Below are 25,924 nucleotides of genomic sequence, written 5' to 3'. Positions count from 1 at the left end.
TACCTATGAGAGGTAACCTTCTTTTTATAATTATTGTACTTCTATTACTTGATTTACTTTTTGTAACGGTTTGTAACCGTGTGCTTCAAATGCCTTTGCAAATTCATTTGATACGGCAGTGCCATATAAATCTTTGGCAGCTTGTACGATATGAGATTGAAGTGATTCAAAGTCTTCAGCGGAAGTTGCATAATTTTGCAATGCACGCATAACAACTTTACTTACTTTTTCATTTCCTTGTTTTTGAACAGCAACACCGTTATATGTTTTACCTTCAGCTAATTGATATAATACGTGACTGATAATACCAGAATTCACGTGTGATTCTTGATTATTACCATCGTTATAGAAATCTTGTAAATTTGTATATAGTTTATGACCGCCGTCACCAATTTCCCTTGGGATATCACGAATTGTTAGGCCACCTAATGTATCGCCCATAATCCAGTTTCCTTTATCTTTCTTTACGTAATATTCGATTTGTGTACCCCAGAAATCCGCTAATCCCTCGTTTAGTGCAGATGTTTCAGCGCTTGGATATCTCACGACTTTATTTTTCGTCGTGCCACTGAATACAGCATGTCCAAATTCATGAGCTGTTACATCAAGAGCGGATGTTAGTTTTCCGTCTAAACCATCACCAAATACCATTTGGTTCCAAGCGGGATGCCAAAATGCATTTACATAGTCTTCTTTTACACCATCACTAACTTCAGTAGAATCAAAACCGTGTACACTAGCAACAACTTTTGAATCTTTATTGTCGTAACTTTTTAGATTATGTTCTTTCTTAAAGTAATCGTAAATATCACTCATGTTCTTCATAGCGCCCGCGGCTTCTTTATCTGCAAAATTAGGAGTACTACTTGAAATTAGTGTCCCTGGATAACCAGCTTGACTATATCCTCCAAGGGAATCGGCGTAGTTTGCATTATAAATATAAATACCATTTCCGCGTGATAAATCCGCTAAATAAAATTTTCCATCAGTTCCTTTGGCAATATTGAAAGAGATGTTTTCTTGAAGTGCATTTTTCCCAGTTCCTTGCTCACTTGCAGGGGATAATCTAGGTGATGTTACTTGATTTATAGTCTTATTCTCTTTGTTTTTAATGAACTTTTCTTGGAAAAGTACTTCTCCAGTTTTTAAATCAACGATAGCATTGCCGTTTATAATTTGTTCATTGTTTTCATAAGTAAATGTAATAACAGTTGCGAATGTATAATAGCCATCTTTTTTCTTATAAACAACGGTTTCGCTAGAGAATTCTGTCTCAACTGCATCGCTTGGAATTTGAACTATATCGCGTAATTTAGATTTTACTTCATTTTTCGACAAAAAATTTGTTATAGTAAGATTAGGTTGTTGATTTAAATTTTGAACAACTTTACCACTAACAGTTGTGATTACTCCATTTTTATCTACTTTTACAATGAGATCTTGGCCATATACTTTATAGTTTTTATATGTTTGTGCAAGGCGAACTTCGGTTTGATTTTCTTTGGTTTCTTTATTTGTAGGTTGGAAATCTACATTTTTTTCAGTAGTGACTTGTTCTTGTTGAGCTTTCGCCCCATTTACCTCACCTTTTAAATACTTTTTAGCAATATTTTCTTTCGTATCATTTTGAGGTTGTGTTAATTTCCCGATTGTTAAACCAGGCTGAGCAATTTCAACTTTGACTGCACTTTTGTCTAATTCTTGAGCATGAATAGCTTCTGTTGATAAAGGGCAAAGAAGACCGAATGTAACGAAAGCACTAGCAAGTTTTCTATAATTCATCTATAACACTCCTAATCTATTATTGTATGTGAGATGAATTGTATGAAAAATTTGCCGAATTTTATATATATTATGCATTATTTCATATCAAAAATTGTCGAATTCACATTATTGTAGTGGTATGACAACTCAAAAAATTAGATTGTTCTAATGGGATGGTGAGTAAGTATGCACGCAGAAAAATTAGGAAGTGAAATTAAGAAAATTAGGGTGATGAGAGGATTAACACAGAAACAGTTATCCGATAATATATGTCATCAATCGGAAGTGAGTAGAATTGAATCGGGTGCGGTATACCCAAGTATGGATATATTGCAAGGTATCGCAGCAAAATTACAAGTTCCTATTATTCATTTTTATGAGGTACTCATTTATTCCGATATTGAAAGAAAAAAACAGTTTAAAGATCAAATCATTATGCTTTGTAAGCAAAAAAGATATAAAGAAATTTATAATAAAGTATGGAATGAGCTGAAAAAGGAAGAATATCATCCTGAATTCCAGCAATTTCTTCAATGGCAATATCATGTAGCAGCTTACATATTAAAGAAAATCGATTACGAATATTGTATTTTAGAATTAAAAAAATTGTTAAATCAACAGTTAGCTGGAATAGACGTATACCAAAATCTTTATATAGAAAATGCGATTGCAAATATTTATGCTGAAAATAGCTATTTTAAGAAGAGTATTGAGTTATTTGAAGATATATTAAAACAATTAGAGGTATTGCATGATAATGAAGAATTTGAAGTGAAGGTAAGATATAATCATGCGAAAGCATTATATTTAGATAATCAATATGAAGAGTCACTTTATCAAGTAAATAAAGCGATTGAAATATCATGCCGAATTAATAGTATGGCATTAATTGGACAGCTATATTATCAAAGAGGTGAATGCCTAGGGAAGTTGGAGTACGATGGGGCAGAGGTTGAAGATGCATATAAAAAGGCAAGCTTCTTTTTTGATATATTAGAAATGCATACATATAAAGAAGCTCTCGTAAATAAAATCAGTAGATAAATATCCTAAAAAATGGGTATGCATAATTGCATATAATAGAGATAAATTTTCATGATATATTAAAATAAAAAATGTGGGTGATGGAATATGAAGAAATTACTTATTGGTAGTTTATTAACGTTAGCGATGGCATGGGGTATTTCATTAGGCGATACGGCATTAGAGAAAAGCCATATAATTTCTCATAACGATCAAGAGGTACAATTAGCTAAAGATTTACCTTTTGAATATTAAAAAACAACCGTCTTACTTAGGCGGTTGTTTTTTTATGGAGTAACATCCAAACGTCTTTACTAGAAACAGGTTTGCTAATAAAGAATCCTTGAATGTGATCACAATTTTGTTTATGTAAAAATTCCCATTCTTCTTCCGTTTCTACACCTTCTGCAATCACTTCTAAATTTAGTTGTTTTGATAGTGTAATAATGGAAGAGACAATTGCTTCTTCTAAAGGGCTAGTTGTAATTCCACAAATAAACTCTCGAGCGATTTTTAATGTGTTGATTGGATATTTTGTTAAATAAGCTAAAGAACTATAACCAGTTCCAAAGTCGTCGATTGAAATTTGAATACCGAGATTTTGAAGTTGTTCTAGTTTTGCAACTACAGATTGATTTTGATTAATTGCGATGCTTTCCGTAATTTCAATATCTAGTGCTTCTGGTTTCAGTTCTGTTTCTTCCAATACCTTTGAAATAGTTGGGATTAAATCTGCATGGTTAAATTGAACAACAGATAAATTTACACCAACTTTTAAGTGAGAGAAACCTTGATTATGCCATCTTTTTGCCTCTAAACAAGCAGTACGTAAAATCCAATTGCCAAGTTCAATAATAAAACCAGTTTCCTCTGCTAGAGGGATAAATTGGGCAGGAGATACGATACCGAGTTTTGGATGCTTCCAACGTATTAATGCTTCAAAACCGATAATTTGTTTTGTTTTTGTGCTTACTTGTGGCTGGTATTCAAGGAAAAATTCATTTTGTTGTAATGCTTTTGAAAGTTCACCTTCTAAGAATTGAATTTCATTTTGAGCGATACTCATTTCTTTTGAGAAGAAAACAAATCTGTTTTTTCCATTTGCTTTCGCACGATACATAGCCATATCAGCATTTTTCATTAACTCATTTACATCAGTTCCATAATCAGGGTACATCGCAATTCCGATACTTGGTGTAATAGAGAGTTCTTCGCCTTGAATGAAGAATGGTTTGTTTAAAATAGTTAAAATCTGTTCAGCTATAAAAATTGCACTTTTTTCTGAGTACATTTCTGGTGATAGAATTGTAAACTCATCTCCACCTTGGCGAGCGACGATATCTTTTGAACGCAAGCAACCGCGTAATCTTTTTGCTACTTCAATTAATAATAAATCTCCAACGTCATGGCCAAGTCTATCGTTAATTTTTTTAAATCGATCTAAATCAAGGAATATGACGGCGACATCATTTGCGTTAGTTTGGGCTGTATTTAAAATGGCTTTTAAATCTTTTTCGAACTTTCGACGATTTGGTAATCCAGTAAGTGCATCGTGAAAGGCTAAATGTTCTACTTGTTTTTGTTTTTCATATAAGGTGGTAATATCACGTGCTATCCCAAACATTCCGACCACTTCTTTGTTTATAAAAGTAGGGATAAGTGTAATATGGAGATAATAATAATAGCCTTCTTGTTCTTTTGTACGAACTTCTAACGTTTGTGGCCTACCTTCCTTTGTAATTTGTAAAGCCTTCTTTAGTAGTTCGTGGTCTTTTGAATCAATGAAGTGTACCAGAGAATAGCTTGCCACTTCGCAATAATAGGCAGTAAATAAGCTTTCGCACGCCTTATTAGATTGTTGAAAAATGCCATTCATATTTAAAGAGAAAACGGCATCGGGATGGTCCTCGAATAAAGATTTATAACGTTGTTCACTTTTTGATAATGCAAATGCACCTTCTTCAACTTCGTCCTCTAGTTGTGTAGTCAACTGTTCATATGTATGAATTAGTGCTTGATTATCTTTCCACATGTAAAGTTGCCGCAAGAATAACAAAATAAGTGATAATACGAGACCGATTAACATGAATTTATCATCCCAAGGTTGAATGATAATAAAAGAAAAAGTAATAATTATACTAAAATAAGGTAGTATAAAACGTACATAATCGAATCGATAATATTTTGTTTTCGTTTCATGCTGCATTGGTTTATCTAAAATATATAGTATGGAAGAAAGTCCAATTAATAAAATAGAAGCAGTGTGTATTAAATAATTAATTTCAGCAGAAGTTTTCATCCCAAAATTCAATTGAAACAGATGAATATAACCGTATACGAGTATAATAGTGAAACCGATAATTAATGCAATTCTACTAGAAGAATATTGTTCTCTTCTATATAGGCTAATAACGGCGTAAATTACTAATGATTGTGCAATGAAATACCCAATTAAAATCCAAGTATCCTTTGTTAACATGCGGAAGCTTGAAAGGTCTAAGATAAAAGTTAAGGTGAAATAAATGTTCATAATAACAATAAAGATGCTATCGAATGAAAATTGAGCAAGACCCTTAATAGAGTAAATTTTTATAAACTTTATAGCAAATCCAACAAAGAGCAAAATATATTGTATGATAAAAAAAGGTAATGCTTTATATGAAAATATAGATTGATCATGTATAGAAAGTGAACTAAGAAATAGGGTTATCTCCATAACTAACCCACATAGGCAAGTACATAGTAATAAAATCCAAAATAGTTTATCGCTGCGTTTCATTCTCTTAATAGCTTTATATAAACAGTGACAAGAAAAAAGTGCAGCGAAACAGAATAAGAAAAGAATTCCAATCTCCTTTATATGCGATTCATTTGGAATAAAGAGTATCCAAAGAGCAAATATAGATATGTATATTATGACAAATTGTACATATTTTTTTTGATTAATCATATTATGACTCCGTTTCAATAAAGTTGAATCTCGAGGGAATGCTAATTTAAATAATAGCATATAAAATAGGATGTTTTTTACTATAAAAATTACTTTTTTGAAAAAATGGTGCAAAGTTACAATTTACCACTGTAACATTGCACCACCTATTCTTTTAATTCCTCTTATAGCAGAAAGTTCATCTATTAATTGGAATAGTGCTAAGTCTTTTTGTTTACTTTCAATCATAATATCGAAATTATGATTGTGTTTTTTTGCAATGTGTAAGAAAGGCTTAATAAACTCTAAATCGATATATTCAGCATGAGCCCTAAATTCTTTTTCCGATCTCGGGGAGGAAATGTGAACTTTAGGAGAGATATTTGTATGTGACCAAGTTTCAAAAATTGCAGGAAGCAACTCTTCTAGTGGTTCCTCGCAAAGATTGGCCATATGATGATGATAATCAAATACAAATGGAATATTTTCTTTTTGGCAAATTGATAAAGTTTCAGCGGTTGTATAGGTTTTATCATCATTTTCAAGAGTCATTTGTTTTTTTATATGTGTAGGAAGTTTTTTTATGTTTTCATGGAAGCGCTCAATTGCCTTTTCTTTATTTCCATAGGCTCCACCTACATGAATATTAATGTAAGAAGAATCTGCAATGCCTATAGCATCCAATATTTTATAATGATAAGTCATATCCGTAATAGCGTTAGTAGTAATATGTGGCTTGTCGCTTGTAAATAGCGTAAATTGATTTGGATGAAAACTTATTCGTAAATTGTGTTCTTTAATTAAAGCCCCTATTTTACGCCAAAGTGGTGTGAATACCCCAATATAGTCAAATTCGACTTCGGGATGTGTTGCAAGTGGGACGATGGAAGACGATAGGCGATATAGTGGGATTTCATGCGCTATATTGTAATGAAGGATACGTATTGTGTGCTCTAAATTTTGCCTTATAACATGGTACAGTTTGTCTTCTCGCTCTTGCTTGCTGAGTTTCTTAAAGCTTGTAAACGTCATTGTTTTGGCAGGAGAACAGTCCCAGAGTGCCATTGCATGTGAGACATATCCAAACCGTATAAGCATATGAGATACACCTCTTTTATTCATTGTCTTTCCTATAAAAAGAAAGCAAACATTGTTCCAATCCATTCCTTTCCTCTATCGATAAGAGAAGGCGGGTTTACATCGCTATAGGAAAGTACAGATGCATTCTCTAGATCTTCATGGAATTTCTTTTTTACTGTTTGAATGAAATGTTTATTATATAACAGGCAGTTTATTTCATGGTTAATATATAAACTTCTCATATCAAAGTTTGCTGTTCCGATATCGCAAATATCATCGTCTACTATAATAATTTTGGCGTGAAAAAAACCTTGTTGAAATGCATAAATATTGCAACCAGCCTGTATTAATTTTCGGCAGTACGGAAATTTGGCTTCTCGAACAAGAGGGTGATCAGCTTTTTCTGGAACAAGAATTGTGATTTGAACCCCTCTTTCTCTTGCTTTTAATAAGGCATTCATAATTTTTTTTCCAGGAATGAAATATGGTGTACCGATACAGATTTCTTTTTTTGCCGCGTTAATTAAATGTAAAAAAGTATGCTGTAAATAAGCCCCATCAGTCGGAATAAATTGATGCAGGATGGTACCTGGGTTTTGTTTTGGAAAATAAAGAGAAGCATCTAATAAATTTTGTTTCGTATCATCAAACCAGTCATGCAAAAATTGCTTTTGTAAATCTTGAACCCCTTCTCCTGTAAGACGTAAATGGTAGTCTCGCCATAATCCTAAATATTCATTATGCCCTAGATACTCTTCACCGATATTAAATCCCCCGATATAGCCGGTTTTCCCATCAATCACTGTAATTTTCCTATGATTTCGTTGATTGGCAGAAAAGAAAGGCAGAGGAAATTTTACCTTATGACAAAATGAAAAAGATACACCATGTTTTTGCAGGGAGCGAATAGCTTCGTTTGATAAAGAATGGCTGCCAAATCGATCAAGTAAAAGTCGTACTTCAATTCCTTCCTGAGCCTTATCAATCAGCAATTTTAAAAATTCACGACTGATTTTATCGTTTTTTACAATGAAGAATAAAATATGAATGTGATGCTGTGCTTGTTTTATATCAGTAAATAAAGCGTCATACAAATCTTTCCCGTATGTATAAAGGTGAAAATCACTTTGACGTAAAGGGAAAGTGCGAGAGCTTACTCGTTTTAAATGAAGAAGTCTCCCGTATGAAAGGTCAATTGTAATCCAAAGAGCAACGGATATTAACAAAAGAGATAAGTAGAGCATTAGTGAATTCCCTCCTTCGCATTCTTTTCACCTTCAGTGTGTTACAAATGATACGGGTAGCACGGCTGTTATTATAAATTTCTTTAGAGGATAGATCTTGTACTGATTAAAGGTTCACTTTATCCCGCTTTAACGGGCAGTAAGCTTCCTATTTCAAAAATTGATGAATAAGCAGAAGCTAGTTTGGAAATCAACTGCCCGTAAAAGCCCGATTGGTTCAACTAATAATCAGCGGGGGATGAACCACCCCTGCTGATTAAAGTTTCACTTTATAGTTTCACCGAAATAAACAGCTTTATGAAAAAATGTGTTGTTCTATAACAAAAAACTGTTGACTGAATGCTCACTCATTATATAATGGGGATAGGGGATATAATTCAGAAAATTATATATTTTTGAAGATTCAAAAAAGAAAGAGGGCTTACAAAGAGAGGGGTAGCATAAAAATGAATAGCTTACTGATCATTAATTGGCTGGCTGCCATTGCTGTTATTGCTTATGCAGGATATTTGTTTGTATATCTTATACGGACGAGAATGGCCTACATACAATTAGGAAAAAAAATTGAATTTGACCGTCGTTTTAAAGAGCGTTGGGATCTCCTTAAGGTCAATGTTTTCGGTCAAAAAAAGCTGCTGAAAGATAAGAAAAGCGGCATCATTCACGTTATGTTCTTTTACGGATTTATTCTTGTCCAATTTGGAGCAATTGACTTCGTTTGGAAAGGACTCGCACCAGGATCACATCTTCCACTTGGACCACTATACCCTGCATTTACATTCTTCCAGGAAATTGTCACACTTGTTATTTTAATTGCAGTATTTTGGGCTTTTCATAGACGTTATGTAGAAAAGCTTGTTCGTTTAAAACGTAACTTCAAATCAGGTCTTGTTCTTATCTTTATCGGTGGCTTAATGATTTCTGTGCTACTTGGTAACGGTATGGGACTTATATGGCATGGCGAGGAGCTTTCATGGAGTGAACCAATTGCTTCTGCAATCGCTTACGTTTTTAGCGGGATAAATGAAACCGTAGCCATTTCAGTGTTCTATTTTTCTTGGTGGGTGCATTTACTAATTTTGTTAACGTTTTTAGTGTATGTTCCACAATCAAAACATGCGCATTTAATTGCAGGACCAGCTAATGTATTCTTCGGTCGTCTTTCAAACCCAGGGAAGCTTGAAAAGATTGATTTTGAAGATGAAACGCAAGAAACATTTGGTGTTGGTAAAATTGAAGACTTTAGACAAAATCAACTTATTGACTTATACGCTTGTGTAGAGTGTGGCCGTTGTACAAATATGTGTCCGGCGACAGGAACAGGAAAAATGTTATCGCCGATGGACTTAATTTTAAAACTTCGCGATCATTTAACTGATAAAGGAGCTGCGGTAACATCAAAAGCACCGTGGGTTCCAGTAGTTGCCTTCAATAATACACAAGGAAATCAGTTAGCAATGATGGCAGCTGGAAAAGGACAACAAGAATCAGCGTCTACAACGCTCGCTTACGATCCGAGTTTAATCGGAGATGTTATTACAGAAGAAGAGATTTGGGCATGTACAACGTGTCGTAACTGTGAAGATCAATGCCCAGTTATGAATGAGCATGTTGACAAAATTATTGATTTACGTCGATATCTCGTTTTAACAGAAGGAAAAATGGACGCGGAAGCACAACGCGCGATGACAAATATCGAGCGTCAAGGGAATCCGTGGGGTCTGAACCGTAAAGAGCGTGAAACATGGCGCCAAGGTGATGACGAAGTAACAGTTCCAACTGTAAAAGAAAAATCAAAAGCTGGGGAGGAATTCGAGTATTTATTCTGGGTTGGTTCAATGGGATCATACGACAATCGTAGTCAGAAGATTGCGATATCGTTTGCGAAGTTAATGAACGAAGCAGGCATTTCATTCGCAATTCTCGGTAATAAAGAAAAGAATTCTGGAGATACACCACGCCGCCTCGGAAATGAATTTGTATTCCAAGAGATGGCGACAAAGAATATCGAAGAATTTGAAAAGGCAGGAGTGAAGAAAATCGTTACGATTGATCCTCATGCTTATAACACATTTAAAAATGAGTATCCGGACTTTGGCTTGCAAGCAGAAGTCTATCATCATACAGAATTGTTAGCTCAGTGGGTGAAAGAAGGGCGCTTAAAGCCTGTTCACGCTATTAAAGAAACAGTTACGTACCATGATTCCTGTTATTTAGGAAGATACAACGAAGTGTACGAAGCGCCACGTGACATTTTGAAAGCGATTCCTGGAGTGAATCTTGTAGAAATGGCACGTAACCGTGAAACTGGAATGTGCTGTGGCGCAGGTGGTGGCTTAATGTGGATGGAAGAAACAACAGGTTCTCGTATTAACGTTGCTCGTACAGAACAAGCATTAGCTGTACAGCCATCCATTATCGGTACAGGTTGTCCATATTGCTTAACGATGATCAGTGATGGAACGAAAGCGAAAGAGGTAGAAGAGAAAGTTCAAACTCTTGATGTGACAGAGATTTTAGAACGATCTGTTATCGGACAGAAAAAAGAAGCAATGTAGTTTGTAAGAATGTATACAACTTTAGAAGGAGGTGCAATGATTGCACCTCTTCTCAACGTAGGGATACCGAGCGAGCGCTCAGTGTTAAAAAATGAAATGGGGGAAAGAAACATGAGTAAAACAGTTATTTTAAGTGCTGCAAGAACACCAGTTGGAAAATTTGGAGGATCTTTAAAGGATGTAAAAGCGACGGAACTTGGAGGAATTGCAATTAAAGCAGCACTTGAAAGAGCAAATGTTGCGGCTAGTGATGTTGAAGAAGTTATATTTGGAACGGTTATTCAAGGTGGGCAGGGACAAATTCCATCGCGCCAAGCTGCGAGGGCTGCTGGAATCCCTTGGGAAGTGCAGACGGAAACAGTGAATAAAGTTTGTGCATCAGGGCTTCGTGCGGTTACGTTAGCGGATCAGATTATTCGTACTGGCGATCAATCACTGATTGTAGCTGGCGGTATGGAGTCGATGAGTAACAGTCCTTACATTTTACGTGGAGCAAGATGGGGATACAGAATGGGCAACAACGAAGTTATTGATTTAAACGTTGCTGACGGTTTAACATGCGCATTTTCAGGTACACACATGGGCGTTTATGGCGGAGAAGTTGCAAAGGAAGATGGAATTTCTCGCGAAGCGCAAGATGAATGGGCATATCGTAGCCATCAGCGTGCGGTTTCAGCGCATAAAGAAGGGCGTTTTGAAGAGGAAATCGTGCCAGTAACGATTCCGCAAAGAAAAGGCGATCCTATTGTCGTTGCAAAGGATGAGGCGCCACGTGAAGATACAACGATTGAAAAGTTAGCAAAGTTAAAACCTGTATTTGATAAGACAGCGACGGTGACAGCTGGTAATGCGCCGGGACTAAACGATGGTGGTGCCGCACTTGTATTAATGAGCGAAGACAGAGCGAAGCAAGAAGGAAGAAAGCCATTAGCGACAATTTTGGCGCATACAGCAATTGCAGTGGAATCTAAAGATTTCCCAAGAACTCCAGGTTATGCAATTAACGCATTGCTTGAAAAAACAGGAAAGACAATTGAAGACATTGATTTATTCGAGATTAATGAAGCCTTTGCAGCGGTAGCAATTGCAAGTACAGAAATCGCAGGAATTGATCCGGAAAAATTGAATGTAAATGGCGGCGCGGTAGCGATGGGACATCCAATTGGAGCAAGCGGAGCGCGCATTATCGTTACACTAATCCATGCACTTAAGCAGCGCGGCGGTGGAATTGGAATTGCTTCGATTTGTAGCGGTGGCGGTCAAGGGGACGCAGTGATGATTGAAGTTCACTAATTAAAGTTCGAGGGTATAAAATTTATTAACAATTAAGGGGGAAGAAAAATGGGTGTACAAAACATTGTTGTAATTGGTGCAGGGCAAATGGGATCAGGAATTGCACAAGTATGTGCAATGGCAGGATATGACGTGAAGGTACAAGATTTAAAGCAAGAGCAATTAGATAGAGGATTGGCTATCATTACGAAAAACTTAGCACGCCAAGTAGAAAAAGGACGTATGAAGGAAGAAGAGAAGGAAGCCACATTAAATCGTCTTACAGTAACGCTTGATTTAGATTGTGTGAAAGAAGCGGATCTTATTATTGAAGCAGCTGTTGAGAAAATGGATATTAAAAAGAAAATCTTTGCGAATCTAGATGAAATTGCTCCAGAACACGCAATTTTAGCAACGAATACGTCATCTCTGCCAATTACAGAAATTGCAGCGGTAACGAAGCGTCCGGAAAAAGTAATCGGTATGCACTTTATGAATCCAGTTCCAGTTATGAAGCTTGTTGAGATTATTCGTGGTTTGGCTACCGATGATGCGGTATATGAAGCAATTGAAGATATTACGAAAAAAATTGGGAAAGTACCAGTTGAAGTGAATGATTTCCCAGGTTTTGTATCAAATCGTATTTTGCTACCGATGATTAACGAAGCAATTTATACGTTATATGAAGGTGTAGCGACGAAAGAAGCAATTGATGAAGTCATGAAGCTTGGTATGAACCATCCGATGGGGCCTTTGACACTCGCCGATTTTATCGGTTTAGATACGTGTTTATACATTATGGAAGTGTTGCATGAAGGATTAGGAGATAGTAAATATCGCCCATGTCCGTTATTACGTAAGTATGTGAATGCAGGATGGTTAGGGCGTAAAACAGGTCGTGGATTCTACGTTTACGAATAAATGCCCCCTTTGTTACAACATAGTGGTCTTACCAAATTATTTAAAGGATATATAGCAAATGGAGGCGGAATATATGAACTTTCGTTTTAATGAAGAGCAGCAAATGATGAGGAAAATGGTTCGGGATTTTGCACAGAAGGAAATAGCTCCCTTTGTTCCTAGTATGGAACAAGGGGTGTTCCCGAAAGAGATTTTGCAAAAGATGGGTGAGCTTGGATTAATGGGTATTCCAGCGCCTGCAAAATACGGTGGGGCAGAAATGGACTTTATATCTTACATTCTAGCAATTGAGGAAATCTCAAAGGTAAGTGCAACAGTTGGTGTAATTTTAGCTGTACATACGTCAGTTGGAATGAATCCGATTTTATATTTCGGAACAGAAGAACAGAAGAAAAAATATGTTTCTAAACTTGCAACTGGGGAATATTTAGGTGCATTTGCTTTAACAGAGCCAAATGCAGGATCAGATGCAGGGAGTTTGAAATCAAGAGCTGTGAAAAAAGGTGATCATTATATTATTAATGGATCGAAAGTGTTTATTACAAATGGTGGTGAAGCAAGTACATACATTGTATTCGCTTCTACAAATCCAGAGGCAGGAAAAAGTGGTATTTCTGCATTTATAGTAGAGAAAGATACACCTGGTTTAATCATCGGAAAAGATGAACATAAGATGGGACTTCTCGGTTCTCGTACAGTACAACTTACTTTTGAAGATATGAAAGTGCCAGCTGAGAATTTACTTGGGGAAGAAGGACAAGGATTTAAGGTGGCGATGGCGAATTTAGATGTTGGGCGAATTGGAATCGGTGCGCAGGCGTTAGGAATTGCTGAAGCGGCGCTTGGCTGTGCAATTGATTATGCAAAAGAAAGAGAGCAATTCGGGAAGCCAATTGCGGCGCAGCAAGGGATTGGCTTCAAGCTTGCAGATATGGCAACAAGTGTCGAAGCAGCAAGGTTACTCGTATATAGAGCGGCATCTCTTAGGGCACAGGGATTACCATGCGGTAAAGAAGCATCTATTGCGAAATTATTTGCTTCTAAGACAGCGGTTGAAGTCGCGATTGAGGCGGTGCAAGTGTTTGGTGGTTACGGTTATACGAAAGACTATCCAGTAGAACGATTTTTCCGTGATGCGAAAATCACGCAAATATATGAAGGAACAAGTGAAATACAGAAACTTGTTATTAGCCGTGCTTTATAAAAGGGCGAGGGGGAGACGGAGATGCATTTTAAACTATCAGAAGAACATGAAATGATAAGAAAAATGGTTCGAGATTTTGCTAAAAATGAAGTGGCACCAACAGCAGCTGAGCGTGATGAGGAAGAGCGATTTGATCGAGAATTATTTGATCAAATGGCAGAGCTTGGTTTAACCGGTATTCCGTGGCCTGAAGAGTACGGTGGAATTGGAAGCGATTACTTAGCGTACGTAATCGCTATTGAAGAATTATCCCGCGTTTGTGCTTCAACAGGCGTAACACTGTCCGCGCATACTTCACTTGCGGGATGGCCAATTTTTAAATTTGGGACGGAAGAGCAAAAGCAAAAGTTTTTACGACCGATGGCTGAAGGAAAGAAAATTGGTGCATACGGCTTAACGGAGCCAGGATCTGGATCGGATGCTGGTGGAATGAAGACAATCGCAAAGAGAGATGGAGACCATTATATTTTAAATGGATCAAAAATTTTCATTACAAATGGCGGTATTGCTGATATTTATGTCGTTTTTGCGCTAACTGATCCTGAATCAAAGCAGCGCGGTACGAGTGCATTTATTGTAGAAAGTGATACACCGGGATTTTCAGTTGGGAAGAAGGAGAGCAAGCTAGGGATTCGCTCTTCACCAACGACTGAAATTATGTTTGAAGATTGCCGTATTCCTGTAGAGAATCTACTTGGAGAAGAGGGGCAAGGGTTTAAAGTTGCGATGCAAACATTAGATGGAGGTCGTAACGGTATTGCGGCGCAAGCTGTTGGTATTGCACAAGGGGCTTTAGATGCTTCTGTAGAATATGCAAGGGAGCGCCATCAATTTGGAAAACCAATTGCGGCGCAGCAAGGGATTGGCTTTAAACTTGCGGATATGGCAACAGATGTAGAAGCGGCACGCCTTTTAACATATCAAGCGGCTTGGCTTGAATCAGAAGGGCTTCCGTATGGAAAAGAGTCAGCGATGTCAAAAGTATTTGCAGGAGATACAGCGATGAGGGTGACGACTGAAGCGGTGCAAGTATTTGGTGGTTACGGTTATACGAAAGATTATCCAGTAGAGCGTTATATGCGAGATGCAAAAATTACACAAATATATGAAGGAACACAAGAGATTCAGAGGCTTGTAATTTCTCGTATGTTAACGAAGTAGGAACGAAAGCGTAGGTATTTTCCTACGCTTTTTCCTTCCAAAAAATAATAGAGAGAGGTGAAGGGAATGGTTAAACATAATGTACATGCATCGGTGAAAGATGAAAAATTAGTTGCGTTAAGACGTGAGCAAATGATTAAAGGTGCGGTGCAACTGTTTAAACAAAAAGGATTTCCGCGTACAACAACGAGAGAAATTGCAAAAGCGGCTGGATTTAGTATAGGGACACTTTATGAGTACATTCGTACAAAAGATGATGTTTTGTATTTAGTTTGTGATAGTATTTATGAACATGTAAAAGAAAGATTAGAGGAAGTAGTTTGTACAGAAAAAGGGAGTGTAGAAAGTTTAAAGATAGCAATAACGAATTACTTTAAAGTGATGGATGAATTACAGGAAGAAGTATTGATAATGTATCAAGAGGTACGCTTTTTACCGAAAGAATCACTTCCGTATGTATTAGAAAAGGAGTTTCAAATGGTAGGAATGTTCGAGAATATTTTAGAACAGTGTACGGAAAATGGAACATTTACATTAAATAAAAAAGAAATACAGCTTCTTGCCCATAATATTTTTATACAAGGACAGATGTGGGGATTTAGACGCTGGGCGCTGCAAAAACTGTATACGCTCGAAGAATATACAGAAATGCAAATTAGGTATGTATTGCAAGGGGCCCATATGCTTCCGAAATAAGGAACAGACAAATTATAATTTTACTACCCTATAAAAGTTTCCCGTTTTTTTTGTAGCATATTTGTGCGACTTTTGTTTATAATGAATAGTATGGATTTTTTTAAGCAGGCCGTTATATATAAGGTTATATTTGATGAAAGGAAGTGCCGCATAAGTGGATTTTAAGCAATATTCACCAGAAGAGCTAAAAGAATGTTCAATGATTGAAGTTGTACATAGCGTTTTAGGGGATAAAAAACAAGCAACGACATTCAACGAGTTGGTTCAAGAAATCGCTCAAGTGCTGGGACTATCTCAAGAGCAAGTTAATGCGAAAATCGCACAATTTTATACAGACTTAAACATCGATGGACGTTTCATTAATTTAGGAGAAAATCGTTGGGGGCTACGCAGCTGGTACCCATACGAGCAAATTGATGAAGAAATCTTGCCTCAACCAAAACCGAAGAAGAAACGTAAAGTTGAAGAAGACGGTTTTGACGACTACATTGAAGAAGATGAAGATGACTTCGACGATGCAGATGTAAATGAAGACGAAGATGATGATGTAGAAGATTTGGACAAGGTTCTTGAAGAAGAAGACGGAGATGACGACGATCTTGATGATTTAGACGAAGATGACGACGACTTCGCTGAAGAAGAACTTGAGTATGACGAAACTGAAGAAGAAGAAGAGGAAGAACTGTAGTTCTTGACTTTTCATTATCGTCCATGTAGAATCATTTTTGGGCTCTTTAAAAAAGGACGATAATACTTTTAAAGTGTAAATATAAAAGAAAATTGCTCCCTACTTATTACTTTTTGTGATGAGGGGAGCAATTTTCTTTTTTGTTTTTTGTTTAGAAAATAAAAAGAGTCTAACAATAAGATGGATACAGTGTTATCTACATACGTTGCGCTTTGCAACGGTGATTATATAACAGCAAAATAGAAGGGAGCTTTTTCATGACTAAGTATATTTTTGTAACAGGCGGTGTAGTATCGTCTTTAGGAAAAGGTATTACAGCAGCATCTCTTGGAAGACTTTTAAAAAATCGTGGTTTAAACGTAACGATTCAAAAGTTTGATCCATACATTAACGTAGACCCAGGGACTATGAGCCCATATCAACACGGTGAGGTATTCGTAACAGATGATGGCGCAGAAACTGACTTAGACCTTGGTCACTATGAGCGTTTTATCGACATTAACTTAAACAAATACAGCAACGTAACAACAGGTAAAATTTACTCTTCAGTTCTTCAAAAAGAGCGTCGCGGTGAATATTTAGGAGGAACAGTTCAAGTTATTCCTCACATTACTAACGAAATTAAAGAACGCGTATATCGTTCTGGTCGTGAAACAAATGCCGATGTTGTTATTACAGAAATCGGTGGAACTGTTGGTGACATCGAGTCTCTACCATTCTTAGAAGCAATCCGTCAAATTAAGAGCGACATCGGTCGTGACAATGTAATGTACATTCACTGTACGTTAATCCCGTACTTAAAAGCAGCGGGTGAAATGAAGACAAAACCAACACAACATAGTGTTAAAGAACTTCGTAGCTTAGGTATTCAACCAAACATTATCGTTGTTCGTACAGAAATGCCTGTTTCTCAAGATATGAAAGACAAGCTTGCATTATTCTGTGACATTGATACAAAAGCAGTTATCGAAGCTCGCGATGCAGATACTTTATATGCGGTTCCATTATCTCTTCAAGAACAAAATATGGACCAAATCGTTTGTGACCACTTAAAATTAGACAATCCAGCTGCAGATATGACAGAGTGGACTGCTCTAGTTAACAAAGTGCGTAATCTTTCTAAGAAAACAAAAATCGCTCTTGTTGGTAAATATGTAGAACTTCAAGATGCTTATATTTCTGTTGTAGAAGCACTTCGTCATGCTGGTTACTCATTCGACACAGATGTAGAAGTAAAATGGGTAAATGCTGAGCACGTAACAGCAGAAAACGTAAAAGAATTAGTTGGCGATACAGATGGTATCCTTGTACCAGGTGGCTTCGGTGATCGTGGTGTAGAAGGTAAAATCGTTGCGATTCAATATGCTCGTGAAAACAAAGTTCCATTCTTAGGAATTTGCTTAGGTATGCAACTTGCATCAATCGAATTTGCACGTAATGTATTAGGTTTAGAAGGTGCTAACTCTTCTGAAATCAACCCTGACACACCATATGCAATCATCGACTTATTACCAGAACAAAAAGATGTAGAGGACCTAGGTGGTACACTTCGTCTTGGTCTATACCCATGTAAGCTTGCTGAAGAAACAAATGCTTACAATGCTTATAATGAGCCGGTTGTATATGAACGTCATCGTCATCGTTATGAGTTCAACAACCAGTTCCGTCCGGATATGGAAAAAGAAGGATTTGTATTCTCTGGTACAAGCCCAGACGGTCGTCTAGTTGAAATCATTGAATTAAAAGATCATCCTTGGTTCGTGGCAGCACAGTTCCACCCAGAACTTGTTTCTCGTCCAAACCGTCCACAACCATTGTTCCATGACTTCGTAAGAGCTTCTATTACGAATAAAGAGAGCAAGTAATAAAAAAAGCGCCTGAAATAAGGCGCTTTTTTTAATATTCATTTAACATTTCATCGATTGTGAATTTGATCCCGTGATAAGCAAATAAGGCTACTATTAAACTTGGGAATCCGTAGCGATTACCTTCATCGTCTGGAATAAGACCTTTTAACAGTTTTGTATCAATATGTACGTCTGTATATCGTTCGAGTGATTCCGTACCTTCTTGAAGAGCAGAAATGCCGACAATAGAGTGTCCCTCTTCTTGTAGTTTTTTTGCAATTTCTACAACCGCTTCATCTGTTGAAAAACGGCTAATAAGAAGTACACGATCCGCAGAGGTTACTTCTGCTTCTTTACCATTTTCAAATAAGCGTTTTGCTTGCTTCATTGGTTCAGCACCGAATAGTGCCTCGGCAACAACGCCCTCCATTTCATTTGTACCATGTAAATAAATGAAACCATCGCCAACTAGTGCTTGAGCAAGTAAACGAGCGCTATCTTCTATATTCATTTCTTCTTTTTGAGAAACTCTGGAGAAATAACCACTTAATTGAGTTGAAAAAATTTTTAACATAATGTTACTCCCTTCGTACGTGTTTGCCGGCTTTCATTATAATTTATTTTTTTAGAAAGGTGAAATCGTAGGGTAGCATAACAAAATAGGAAACGGTAAAATAAGAAAGAATAGGAAGGAATTTGCCAAAGAATAGCGAAATTAAATCGTTAAGATATAAGAAGCTTTAAATCTTGTACTTACACAGAAAGGTTGGGAATTATGGAAGGTAAAATTTTAATCGTTGATGATCAATATGGGATTCGTGTGTTATTACATGAAGTGTTCCAAAAAGAAGGTTATCAGACATTCCAAGCAGCGAATGGATTTCAAGCTTTAGATATCGTGAAAAAAGATAATCCAGATTTAGTAGTGTTAGATATGAAAATTCCAGGCATGGATGGTATAGAGATTTTAAAGCATGTAAAAGAAATTGATGAGAGTATTAAAGTAATTTTAATGACTGCTTATGGAGAGCTTGATATGATCCAAGAAGCAAAAGATTTAGGAGCTTTAATGCATTTTGCTAAACCATTTGATATTGATGAAATTCGTCAAGCTGTGAGAAATGAGCTCGCTGTAGAGGCATAAAAATGAATTTTTTATAAAAAATATGGAAAAAAGCGTTTACATGGACTATTGTGCAGGTGAATACGGTTGAGTTTTTGAGTACAAGTTGTTATCCTATTGAGTGTAGAAAAAAGTCCGGTATGTAGATATACATATTTTACCTTATTCTGGTCATACTACCAGCGATAAGAACTTATCGGATACAAAAAACGTTTTTTAGGAGGATTCACCATGCCTTTAGTTTCTATGAAAGAAATGCTAAACAAAGCACTAGAAGGAAAATACGCAGTTGGTCAATTCAACATGAACAACTTAGAGTGGACTCAAGCTATCTTAGCTGCTGCGGAAGAAGAAAAATCTCCTGTAATCCTAGGTGTATCTGAGGGTGCAGCTCGTCATATGACTGGTTTCAAAACAGTTGTAGCTATGGTTAAAGCTTTAATCGAAGAAATGAACATCACTGTTCCTGTAGCGATTCACCTTGACCATGGTTCAAGCTTCGAAAAATGTAAAGAAGCAATTGATGCAGGTTTCACATCTGTAATGATCGACGCTTCTCACCACCCATTCGAAGAAAACGTTGAAACTACTAAACAAGTAGTAGAATACGCACACGCTCGTAACGTATCTGTTGAAGCTGAGCTTGGAACAGTTGGCGGACAAGAAGACGACGTAATCGCTGAAGGCGTAATTTACGCTGACCCAGCAGAGTGTAAGCACCTTGTTGAAGCAACAGGTATCGATTGCCTAGCTCCAGCTTTAGGTTCTGTACACGGTCCTTACAAAGGTGAGCCTAACTTAGGATTCGCTGAAATGGAACAAGTTCGTGACTTCACTGGCGTACCTTTAGTATTACATGGTGGTACTGGTATCCCAACTGCTGATATCGAAAAAGCTATCTCTTTAGGTACTTCAAAAATCAACGTAAACACTGAGAACCAAATCGAGTTTACAAAAGCTGTTCGTGAAGTATTAAACAAAGACCAAGAAGTTTACGATCCTCGTAAATTTATCGGACCTGGCCGCGACGCTATCAAAGCAACTGTTATTGGTAAAATTCGCGAATTCGGTTCTAACGGTAAAGCGTAAGAATAAAATTCCGTTTTGGAAACCGTCTAGTCTTTTAGACGGTTTCCTTTCGTTGTATAATGAAAGCGTGAACAAGTCTAAAGATTTTATCATTTTTGGTTTTTAAATAGAAAATAATGTGCATAGTCCTATTAATAAATGTGATAACGTATCTAAATTGATAAAGTAAATTCGATGAATAGTTGATCTTTATCTATTCGTGCTACAGGAGAAATGAAGATAATGGTTTCCTATTTATTGAGTTTTGGGATGGAAAGAGTAATTGAGATTCTTAAGGGGAGCTTTCTATAAAAAGATAGAAAGTAAATACATTCACAAGAAGGGAGCTCAATATGGAAAAATTGCTAATTGAAGGCGGAAGAGCTTTAAATGGAACAATTCGAGTAAGTGGTGCAAAGAACAGTGCCGTTGCATTAATTCCAGCGACAATTTTAGCAGATACTCCAGTAACTATTGGTGGTGTCCCTAATATTTCGGACGTGAAAATGTTAGGAGACTTACTAGAGGAAATTGGAGGGAAAGTAACTTATGGACAGGAGGAAGAGATGGTAGTCGATCCTTCTAACATGGTTGCAATGCCTTTGCCAAATGGAAAAGTGAAAAAATTGCGCGCTTCTTATTATTTAATGGGTGCAATGCTTGGCCGTTTTAAAAAAGCTGTTATTGGGCTTCCGGGTGGATGTCATTTAGGACCGAGGCCGATTGATCAGCATATTAAAGGGTTTGAAGCGCTAGGTGCACATGTTACGAATGAACAAGGTGCCATCTATTTAAGAGCAGATGAGCTACGCGGGGCACGTATTTATTTAGATGTTGTTAGTGTAGGAGCTACGATTAATATTATGCTAGCAGCTGTACGAGCGAAAGGTAGAACTGTTATTGAAAATGCAGCGAAAGAGCCTGAGATCATTGATGTAGCTACATTGTTAACAAGCATGGGAGCACGTATTAAAGGTGCTGGTACTGACGTAATCCGAATAGATGGTGTTGACTCTTTACATGGTTGTCACCATACTATCATCCCAGATCGTATTGAAGCTGGTACGTATATGATTCTAGGAGCTGCATCAGGAGGAGAAGTAACGGTTGATAACGTTATTCCTCAGCATTTAGAATCAGTTACTGCAAAGCTAAGAGAAGCTGGTGTTCAAGTTGAAACGAACGATGATCAAATTACGGTGAACGGTAATAGAAAGTTAAAAGTAGTTGATATCAAAACGCTTGTATATCCAGGTTTTCCAACGGATTTACAACAGCCGTTTACGACGCTTTTAACAAAGGCACACGGGACGGGAGTTGTAACAGATACAATTTACGGTGCCCGTTTCAAACACATTGATGAATTACGTCGTATGAATGCTCAAATTAAAGTAGAGGGTCGTTCGGCAATTGTAACTGGTCCTGTGTTACTGCAAGGTGCAAAAGTGAAGGCGAGTGATTTACGAGCAGGAGCGGCACTTGTTATTGCAGGGTTAATGGCAGATGGAATTACAGAAGTAACAGGACTTGAGCATATTGATCGAGGTTATGAGAATATAGTGGACAAGCTTAAAGGGCTTGGTGCAAACATTTGGCGAGAACAAATGACAAAGCAAGAAATTGAAGAAATGAAGAACGCATAAGTGATACTTCCGCAAGGGGGAAGCGAAGCATCACTACTTGCGGAAGTACACTTTATAGAAAAACACGGTTCACAAAATACGGCAGAAATATAAAGGCTTAAAGGAGAGGGATTATCGTGGAAAGAAGTTTATCTATGGAGTTAGTACGTGTAACAGAGGCTGCAGCTTTATCATCAGCGCGTTGGATGGGGCGCGGGAAAAAGGATGAGGCAGACGGTGCAGCAACATCAGCTATGCGTGATGTATTTGATACAATTCCGATGAAAGGTACAGTTGTAATTGGTGAAGGTGAGATGGATGAAGCACCAATGCTATATATCGGAGAGAAATTAGGTACAGGATATGGACCACGTGTAGACGTTGCGGTTGATCCTTTAGAAGGGACAAACATCGTAGCAGCCGGTGGCTGGAATGCTCTTGCTGTCATTGCAATTGCAGACCACGGTAATTTGTTACATGCCCCTGACATGTACATGGATAAAATCGCGGTTGGCCCAGAAGCAGTTGGGGCGGTCGACATTGATGCGCCTATTATTGATAACTTACGTGCAGTTGCGAAAGCGAAAAATAAAGATATTGAAGATGTTGTAGCGACAGTTTTAAATCGTCCACGTCATCAAGAAATTATCGAAGAAATTCGTAAAGCTGGTGCGCGCATTAAATTGATTAATGATGGAGATGTAGCTGGAGCGATTAATACAGCGTTTGATCGTACAGGTGTAGATATTTTATTTGGATCTGGTGGAGCACCTGAAGGTGTATTAGCAGCAGTTGCTTTAAAATGTTTAGGTGGAGAAATTCATGGAAAACTATTGCCGCAAAACGAAGCTGAATTAGCACGTTGTAAAAAAATGGGCATAGAAGACATTAATCGTATCCTTCGCATGGAGGACTTAGTAAAAGGTGACGATGCAATCTTTGCAGCAACAGGCGTAACAGATGGAGAACTATTACGCGGTGTTCAATTTAAAGGTAGCGTAGGAACAACGCAATCCCTTGTTATGCGCGCAAAATCAGGCACAGTTCGCTTCGTAGATGGTCGTCATAGCTTAAATAAAAAACCGAACTTGGTTATTAAGTAAAAAGCAGAGGTGGCTTGCTCAGAAGGGGAAGGCATTGGAACTCCTGACGAAGAGGCGTTTTGTGCCTCGCAGGAAGGGGTGAAATGACTGACCCTTCTAGCCACCGGAGCTGGATTTAAGTAAAAAGCGTAAGCAGCTTGTTCAGAATGGGAGGTGGATGGAGCTTCTGACGTAGAGGCGCTTTTTGCCTCGCAGGAAGAAGTGAAGCCACTGACCATTCTAGCTGCTGAAGCTAGATTAAATAAAAAGCGTAAGCAGCTCCTTCAGAAAGGTTAAAATGGTCGATCTTTCTAACTATCGGAGCTGGAACTAAATTAAATAAGAAGCGAAGACAAATTTTCTTGTCTTCGCTTCTTGTATTTGTGTTCCAACGTATTGATTAAAACTAGATAAAAGGGTTACAATAGTGAATATTACCCTACTTGAACTTATTGCCTTTCATTATTAATTATTTGCCTTCCGTATTTTTTCCCTTTACCCATGAAAAAAGAGAATAACGTTAAAGTGTGGTGTCTGAATGAATTTGTCAATTGCAGCATTAGAAAACATGAAATTAAAAGAGTTATACGAGCTTGCGAAAGAATTTAAGATTTCGTATTATAGCAAGTTAACGAAAAAAGAGCTGATTTTTTCTATTTTGAAAGCTCGAGCAGAAAAAGAAGGTTTCTTTTTCATGGAAGGCGTATTAGAAATTATTCAATCAGAAGGATTTGGATTCCTACGTCCTATCAACTATTCTCCAAGCTCAGAAGATATTTATATCTCAGCTTCGCAAATTCGTCGTTTCGATTTACGTAATGGAGATAAGGTTTCTGGTAAAGTACGACCTCCGAAAGAAAATGAACGCTATTTTGGGTTATTACAAGTTGAAGCTGTAAACGGAGATGATCCAGATTCAGCAAAAGAGCGTGTGCATTTCCCTGCATTAACACCATTATACCCAGATCGCCAAATGAAATTGGAAACGGAACCGAAAAAGTTACCGACACGCATCATGGATTTAATCGCACCAGTTGGATTTGGACAACGTGGTTTAATTGTTGCGCCTCCAAAGGCTGGTAAAACAAGTCTATTAAAAGAAATCGCGCACAGTGTTACAACAAATCATCCGGAAGCAGAACTAATTGTACTTTTAATTGATGAGCGTCCAGAGGAAGTAACAGACATTGAACGTTCTGTTAAAGGAGATGTTGTAAGTTCTACTTTTGATGAAGTACCAGAAAATCATATTAAAGTAGCTGAGCTTGTGTTAGAACGTGCGATGCGTCTTGTAGAGCACAAGAAAGATGTTATCATTTTAATGGATAGTATTACCCGTTTAGCTCGAGCTTACAACCTCGTTATTCCACCAAGTGGTAGAACATTATCAGGTGGTATCGATCCAGCTGCCTTCCATAGACCGAAGCGTTTCTTTGGAGCTGCACGTAATATTGAAGAAGGCGGTAGCTTAACAATTTTAGCAACAGCCCTTGTTGATACAGGATCACGTATGGACGATGTTATTTACGAGGAATTTAAAGGAACTGGAAATATGGAACTTCACTTAGATCGTTCATTAGCTGAACGTCGTATCTTCCCAGCGATTGATATTCGTCGTTCTGGTACACGTAAAGAAGATCTATTAATTCCAAAAGAACATTTAGACAAGTTATGGGGCATTCGTAAGACAATGCGTGATACACCAGACTTTGTTGAAAGTTTCTTACGTAAGCTTCGTCAAACGAAGACAAATGAAGAGTTTTTACAAAACATTGTTGCAGACTCGAAAAGGTATGTAACAACTAAGTAAAGGGAAAAATCAAGACTCGCTTATTTTATAGTAAGCGAGTTTTTTATGCTGTTTAGGTGATATTAAAGAGAGAAATAAGTGAAAGAACCTGAGTTAGTCAGAGCTGGATGAGCTCCCTCCAGCGGCTAGAATGGTCGGTGGCTTCGCGTCTTCCTACAAGGTAAAAAGCACCTCTACGTCAGAAGCTCCATCCCCCTCCCATTCTGAACGAGCCGCTTCTGCTTTTAAATTGTATCTAGTTCCGACGGCTAGCTCTTCGTGTCTAAGAACCTCCCGCACTAAAGGTAAAAAGCACCTTTTGTGCGAGAGAACCTTAGCCGGTCAGAGCTAAACGAGCCGTCTACATTTTTAATTTCAAAAGACAAAAACAGGTAGTTGCAAAATGAAGTTAGCCTTGTTATAATTTCATCATATGTGTTTCATCAATATAGTTGTGTATGCAGCTGAAGATGAAAAACTCTGTTTCGAAAATGATTCAGGGCGGAAGGAGATGAAAAGAATGAAAGCAGGAATTCACCCAGATTACAAGAAAGTTGTATTCATGGACACAAACACAGGCTTCAAATTCTTAAGCGGATCTACTAAAGGATCTAACGAAACTGTTGAGTGGGAAGATGGTAACACTTATCCATTACTAAAAGTTGAGATCAGTTCTGATTCTCACCCATTCTACACTGGACGTCAGAAGTTTGCTACTGCAGACGGACGCGTTGACCGCTTCAATAAGAAATACGGTCTTAAGTAATAAAAACATAAAACAGGCAAGTGTATGTATTCGCTTGTCTGTTTTTTTTGCGAAAATATTATACCTTTACCCTACTTTTAACTGAAA

21 protein-coding genes are annotated in these 25,924 nt (G+C 37.4%); 16 read left to right on the top strand and 5 right to left on the bottom strand.

What is annotated here, in order from left to right; translation table 11 throughout:
• Positions 1–30 precede the first annotated feature (30 nt).
• Entirely contained in the window at positions 31–1,782 is a 1,752-nt protein-coding gene (locus ACTFSL_RS21535) for a M4 family metallopeptidase (protein ID WP_001109512.1), read from the bottom strand.
• Between the two features lie 168 nt (positions 1,783–1,950).
• Between ACTFSL_RS21535 and plcR the strand changes: the two genes are divergently transcribed.
• The gene (gene plcR / locus ACTFSL_RS21530; protein ID WP_000542912.1) at positions 1,951–2,808 is read left to right on the top strand and encodes a transcriptional regulator PlcR; all 858 of its coding nucleotides are present in this window, start codon (positions 1,951–1,953) and stop codon (positions 2,806–2,808) included.
• A gap of 87 nt (positions 2,809–2,895) precedes the next feature.
• Positions 2,896–3,042 (top strand): quorum-sensing peptide PapR, encoded by a 147-nt coding sequence (locus tag ACTFSL_RS21525; RefSeq protein WP_000734730.1) that lies wholly within the window; start codon positions 2,896–2,898, stop codon positions 3,040–3,042.
• Between the two features lie 16 nt (positions 3,043–3,058).
• Here the strand turns inward: ACTFSL_RS21525 and ACTFSL_RS21520 are convergent, their stop codons facing one another.
• The 3 genes from ACTFSL_RS21520 to cls form a co-directional block, all read right to left on the bottom strand.
• Positions 3,059–5,737 carry a DUF4084 domain-containing protein gene (locus ACTFSL_RS21520; RefSeq protein ID WP_440042366.1) on the bottom strand — a complete coding sequence of 893 codons (2,679 nt, stop codon included), beginning with the start codon at positions 5,735–5,737 and terminating at the stop codon, positions 3,059–3,061.
• Positions 5,738–5,860: 123 nt separating this feature from the next.
• The gene (gene uvsE / locus ACTFSL_RS21515) at positions 5,861–6,814 is read right to left on the bottom strand and encodes a UV DNA damage repair endonuclease UvsE (RefSeq protein ID WP_002184090.1); all 954 of its coding nucleotides are present in this window, start codon (positions 6,812–6,814) and stop codon (positions 5,861–5,863) included.
• Positions 6,815–6,846: 32 nt separating this feature from the next.
• Positions 6,847–8,040 (bottom strand): cardiolipin synthase, encoded by a 1,194-nt coding sequence (gene cls / locus ACTFSL_RS21510; protein WP_000966423.1) that lies wholly within the window; start codon positions 8,038–8,040, stop codon positions 6,847–6,849.
• A 446-nt stretch (positions 8,041–8,486) separates the two neighbouring features.
• Between cls and ACTFSL_RS21505 the strand changes: the two genes are divergently transcribed.
• From ACTFSL_RS21505 to pyrG, 8 genes are all read left to right on the top strand, one after another.
• Entirely contained in the window at positions 8,487–10,598 is a 2,112-nt protein-coding gene (locus ACTFSL_RS21505; RefSeq protein ID WP_440042365.1) for a heterodisulfide reductase-related iron-sulfur binding cluster, read from the top strand.
• Between the two features lie 9 nt (positions 10,599–10,607).
• Complete coding sequence (locus tag ACTFSL_RS21500; RefSeq protein ID WP_002195957.1) at positions 10,608–11,891, top strand: acetyl-CoA C-acetyltransferase; 1,284 nt, start codon at positions 10,608–10,610, stop codon at positions 11,889–11,891.
• A 48-nt stretch (positions 11,892–11,939) separates the two neighbouring features.
• Positions 11,940–12,791, top strand: a complete 852-nt coding sequence (locus ACTFSL_RS21495; RefSeq protein WP_000538874.1) for a 3-hydroxybutyryl-CoA dehydrogenase — start codon at positions 11,940–11,942, stop codon at positions 12,789–12,791.
• Between the two features lie 73 nt (positions 12,792–12,864).
• Positions 12,865–13,995, top strand: coding sequence for an acyl-CoA dehydrogenase (locus tag ACTFSL_RS21490; RefSeq protein ID WP_001011179.1), 1,131 nt, complete (start codon positions 12,865–12,867; stop codon positions 13,993–13,995).
• A gap of 21 nt (positions 13,996–14,016) precedes the next feature.
• Positions 14,017–15,156, top strand: a complete 1,140-nt coding sequence (gene acdA, locus ACTFSL_RS21485) for an acyl-CoA dehydrogenase AcdA (RefSeq protein ID WP_000545544.1) — start codon at positions 14,017–14,019, stop codon at positions 15,154–15,156.
• Positions 15,157–15,222: 66 nt separating this feature from the next.
• Positions 15,223–15,852, top strand: coding sequence for a TetR/AcrR family transcriptional regulator (locus ACTFSL_RS21480; RefSeq protein WP_000238605.1), 630 nt, complete (start codon positions 15,223–15,225; stop codon positions 15,850–15,852).
• 154 nt (positions 15,853–16,006) lie between these two features.
• Positions 16,007–16,540, top strand: a complete 534-nt coding sequence (gene rpoE / locus ACTFSL_RS21475; RefSeq protein WP_000346278.1) for a DNA-directed RNA polymerase subunit delta — start codon at positions 16,007–16,009, stop codon at positions 16,538–16,540.
• Between the two features lie 257 nt (positions 16,541–16,797).
• Positions 16,798–18,405, top strand: coding sequence for a CTP synthase (gene pyrG / locus ACTFSL_RS21470; protein ID WP_000170460.1), 1,608 nt, complete (start codon positions 16,798–16,800; stop codon positions 18,403–18,405).
• A gap of 31 nt (positions 18,406–18,436) precedes the next feature.
• Here the strand turns inward: pyrG and ACTFSL_RS21465 are convergent, their stop codons facing one another.
• On the bottom strand, positions 18,437–18,961 hold the full coding sequence (locus ACTFSL_RS21465) for a DUF2529 domain-containing protein (protein ID WP_000912402.1): 525 nt from the start codon (positions 18,959–18,961) through the stop codon (positions 18,437–18,439).
• A 201-nt stretch (positions 18,962–19,162) separates the two neighbouring features.
• Between ACTFSL_RS21465 and spo0F the strand changes: the two genes are divergently transcribed.
• The 6 genes from spo0F (at position 19,163) to ACTFSL_RS21435 (ending at position 25,837) form a co-directional block, all read left to right on the top strand.
• Positions 19,163–19,531, top strand: a complete 369-nt coding sequence (gene spo0F, locus ACTFSL_RS21460) for a sporulation initiation phosphotransferase Spo0F (protein ID WP_000398594.1) — start codon at positions 19,163–19,165, stop codon at positions 19,529–19,531.
• Between the two features lie 210 nt (positions 19,532–19,741).
• Complete coding sequence (locus ACTFSL_RS21455) at positions 19,742–20,599, top strand: class II fructose-bisphosphate aldolase (RefSeq protein WP_001131855.1); 858 nt, start codon at positions 19,742–19,744, stop codon at positions 20,597–20,599.
• Positions 20,600–20,931: 332 nt separating this feature from the next.
• The gene (gene murA, locus ACTFSL_RS21450; RefSeq protein ID WP_000413254.1) at positions 20,932–22,221 is read left to right on the top strand and encodes a UDP-N-acetylglucosamine 1-carboxyvinyltransferase; all 1,290 of its coding nucleotides are present in this window, start codon (positions 20,932–20,934) and stop codon (positions 22,219–22,221) included.
• 116 nt (positions 22,222–22,337) lie between these two features.
• Positions 22,338–23,303 carry a class II fructose-bisphosphatase gene (gene glpX / locus ACTFSL_RS21445; RefSeq protein WP_000442340.1) on the top strand — a complete coding sequence of 322 codons (966 nt, stop codon included), beginning with the start codon at positions 22,338–22,340 and terminating at the stop codon, positions 23,301–23,303.
• Between the two features lie 517 nt (positions 23,304–23,820).
• On the top strand, positions 23,821–25,092 hold the full coding sequence (gene rho, locus ACTFSL_RS21440; RefSeq protein WP_001053903.1) for a transcription termination factor Rho: 1,272 nt from the start codon (positions 23,821–23,823) through the stop codon (positions 25,090–25,092).
• 499 nt (positions 25,093–25,591) lie between these two features.
• Positions 25,592–25,837, top strand: coding sequence for a type B 50S ribosomal protein L31 (locus ACTFSL_RS21435; RefSeq protein WP_000643433.1), 246 nt, complete (start codon positions 25,592–25,594; stop codon positions 25,835–25,837).
• Positions 25,838–25,924: the final 87 nt, after the last annotated feature.

Source organism: Bacillus cereus group sp. MYBK108-1 (assembly GCF_051917185.1).
GTDB lineage: Bacteria > Bacillota > Bacilli > Bacillales > Bacillaceae_G > Bacillus_A > Bacillus_A cereus.
Note: the sequence above shows the minus strand (reverse complement) of the source record. Positions and strands in the feature narration are given on the sequence as shown.

Coding starts and splice junctions, on each gene's coding strand:
- ACTFSL_RS21535 (WP_001109512.1), bottom strand. CDS start 1,782: ATGAATTATAGAAAACTTGCTAGTGCTTTCGTTACATTCGGTCTTCTT.
- plcR (WP_000542912.1), top strand. CDS start 1,951: ATGCACGCAGAAAAATTAGGAAGTGAAATTAAGAAAATTAGGGTGATG.
- ACTFSL_RS21525 (WP_000734730.1), top strand. CDS start 2,896: ATGAAGAAATTACTTATTGGTAGTTTATTAACGTTAGCGATGGCATGG.
- ACTFSL_RS21520 (WP_440042366.1), bottom strand. CDS start 5,737: ATGATTAATCAAAAAAAATATGTACAATTTGTCATAATATACATATCT.
- uvsE (WP_002184090.1), bottom strand. CDS start 6,814: ATGCTTATACGGTTTGGATATGTCTCACATGCAATGGCACTCTGGGAC.
- cls (WP_000966423.1), bottom strand. CDS start 8,040: ATGCTCTACTTATCTCTTTTGTTAATATCCGTTGCTCTTTGGATTACA.
- ACTFSL_RS21505 (WP_440042365.1), top strand. CDS start 8,487: ATGAATAGCTTACTGATCATTAATTGGCTGGCTGCCATTGCTGTTATT.
- ACTFSL_RS21500 (WP_002195957.1), top strand. CDS start 10,608: ATGTATACAACTTTAGAAGGAGGTGCAATGATTGCACCTCTTCTCAAC.
- ACTFSL_RS21495 (WP_000538874.1), top strand. CDS start 11,940: ATGGGTGTACAAAACATTGTTGTAATTGGTGCAGGGCAAATGGGATCA.
- ACTFSL_RS21490 (WP_001011179.1), top strand. CDS start 12,865: ATGAACTTTCGTTTTAATGAAGAGCAGCAAATGATGAGGAAAATGGTT.
- acdA (WP_000545544.1), top strand. CDS start 14,017: ATGCATTTTAAACTATCAGAAGAACATGAAATGATAAGAAAAATGGTT.
- ACTFSL_RS21480 (WP_000238605.1), top strand. CDS start 15,223: ATGGTTAAACATAATGTACATGCATCGGTGAAAGATGAAAAATTAGTT.
- pyrG (WP_000170460.1), top strand. CDS start 16,798: ATGACTAAGTATATTTTTGTAACAGGCGGTGTAGTATCGTCTTTAGGA.
- ACTFSL_RS21465 (WP_000912402.1), bottom strand. CDS start 18,961: ATGTTAAAAATTTTTTCAACTCAATTAAGTGGTTATTTCTCCAGAGTT.
- spo0F (WP_000398594.1), top strand. CDS start 19,163: ATGGAAGGTAAAATTTTAATCGTTGATGATCAATATGGGATTCGTGTG.
- ACTFSL_RS21455 (WP_001131855.1), top strand. CDS start 19,742: ATGCCTTTAGTTTCTATGAAAGAAATGCTAAACAAAGCACTAGAAGGA.
- murA (WP_000413254.1), top strand. CDS start 20,932: ATGGAAAAATTGCTAATTGAAGGCGGAAGAGCTTTAAATGGAACAATT.
- rho (WP_001053903.1), top strand. CDS start 23,821: ATGAATTTGTCAATTGCAGCATTAGAAAACATGAAATTAAAAGAGTTA.
- ACTFSL_RS21435 (WP_000643433.1), top strand. CDS start 25,592: ATGAAAGCAGGAATTCACCCAGATTACAAGAAAGTTGTATTCATGGAC.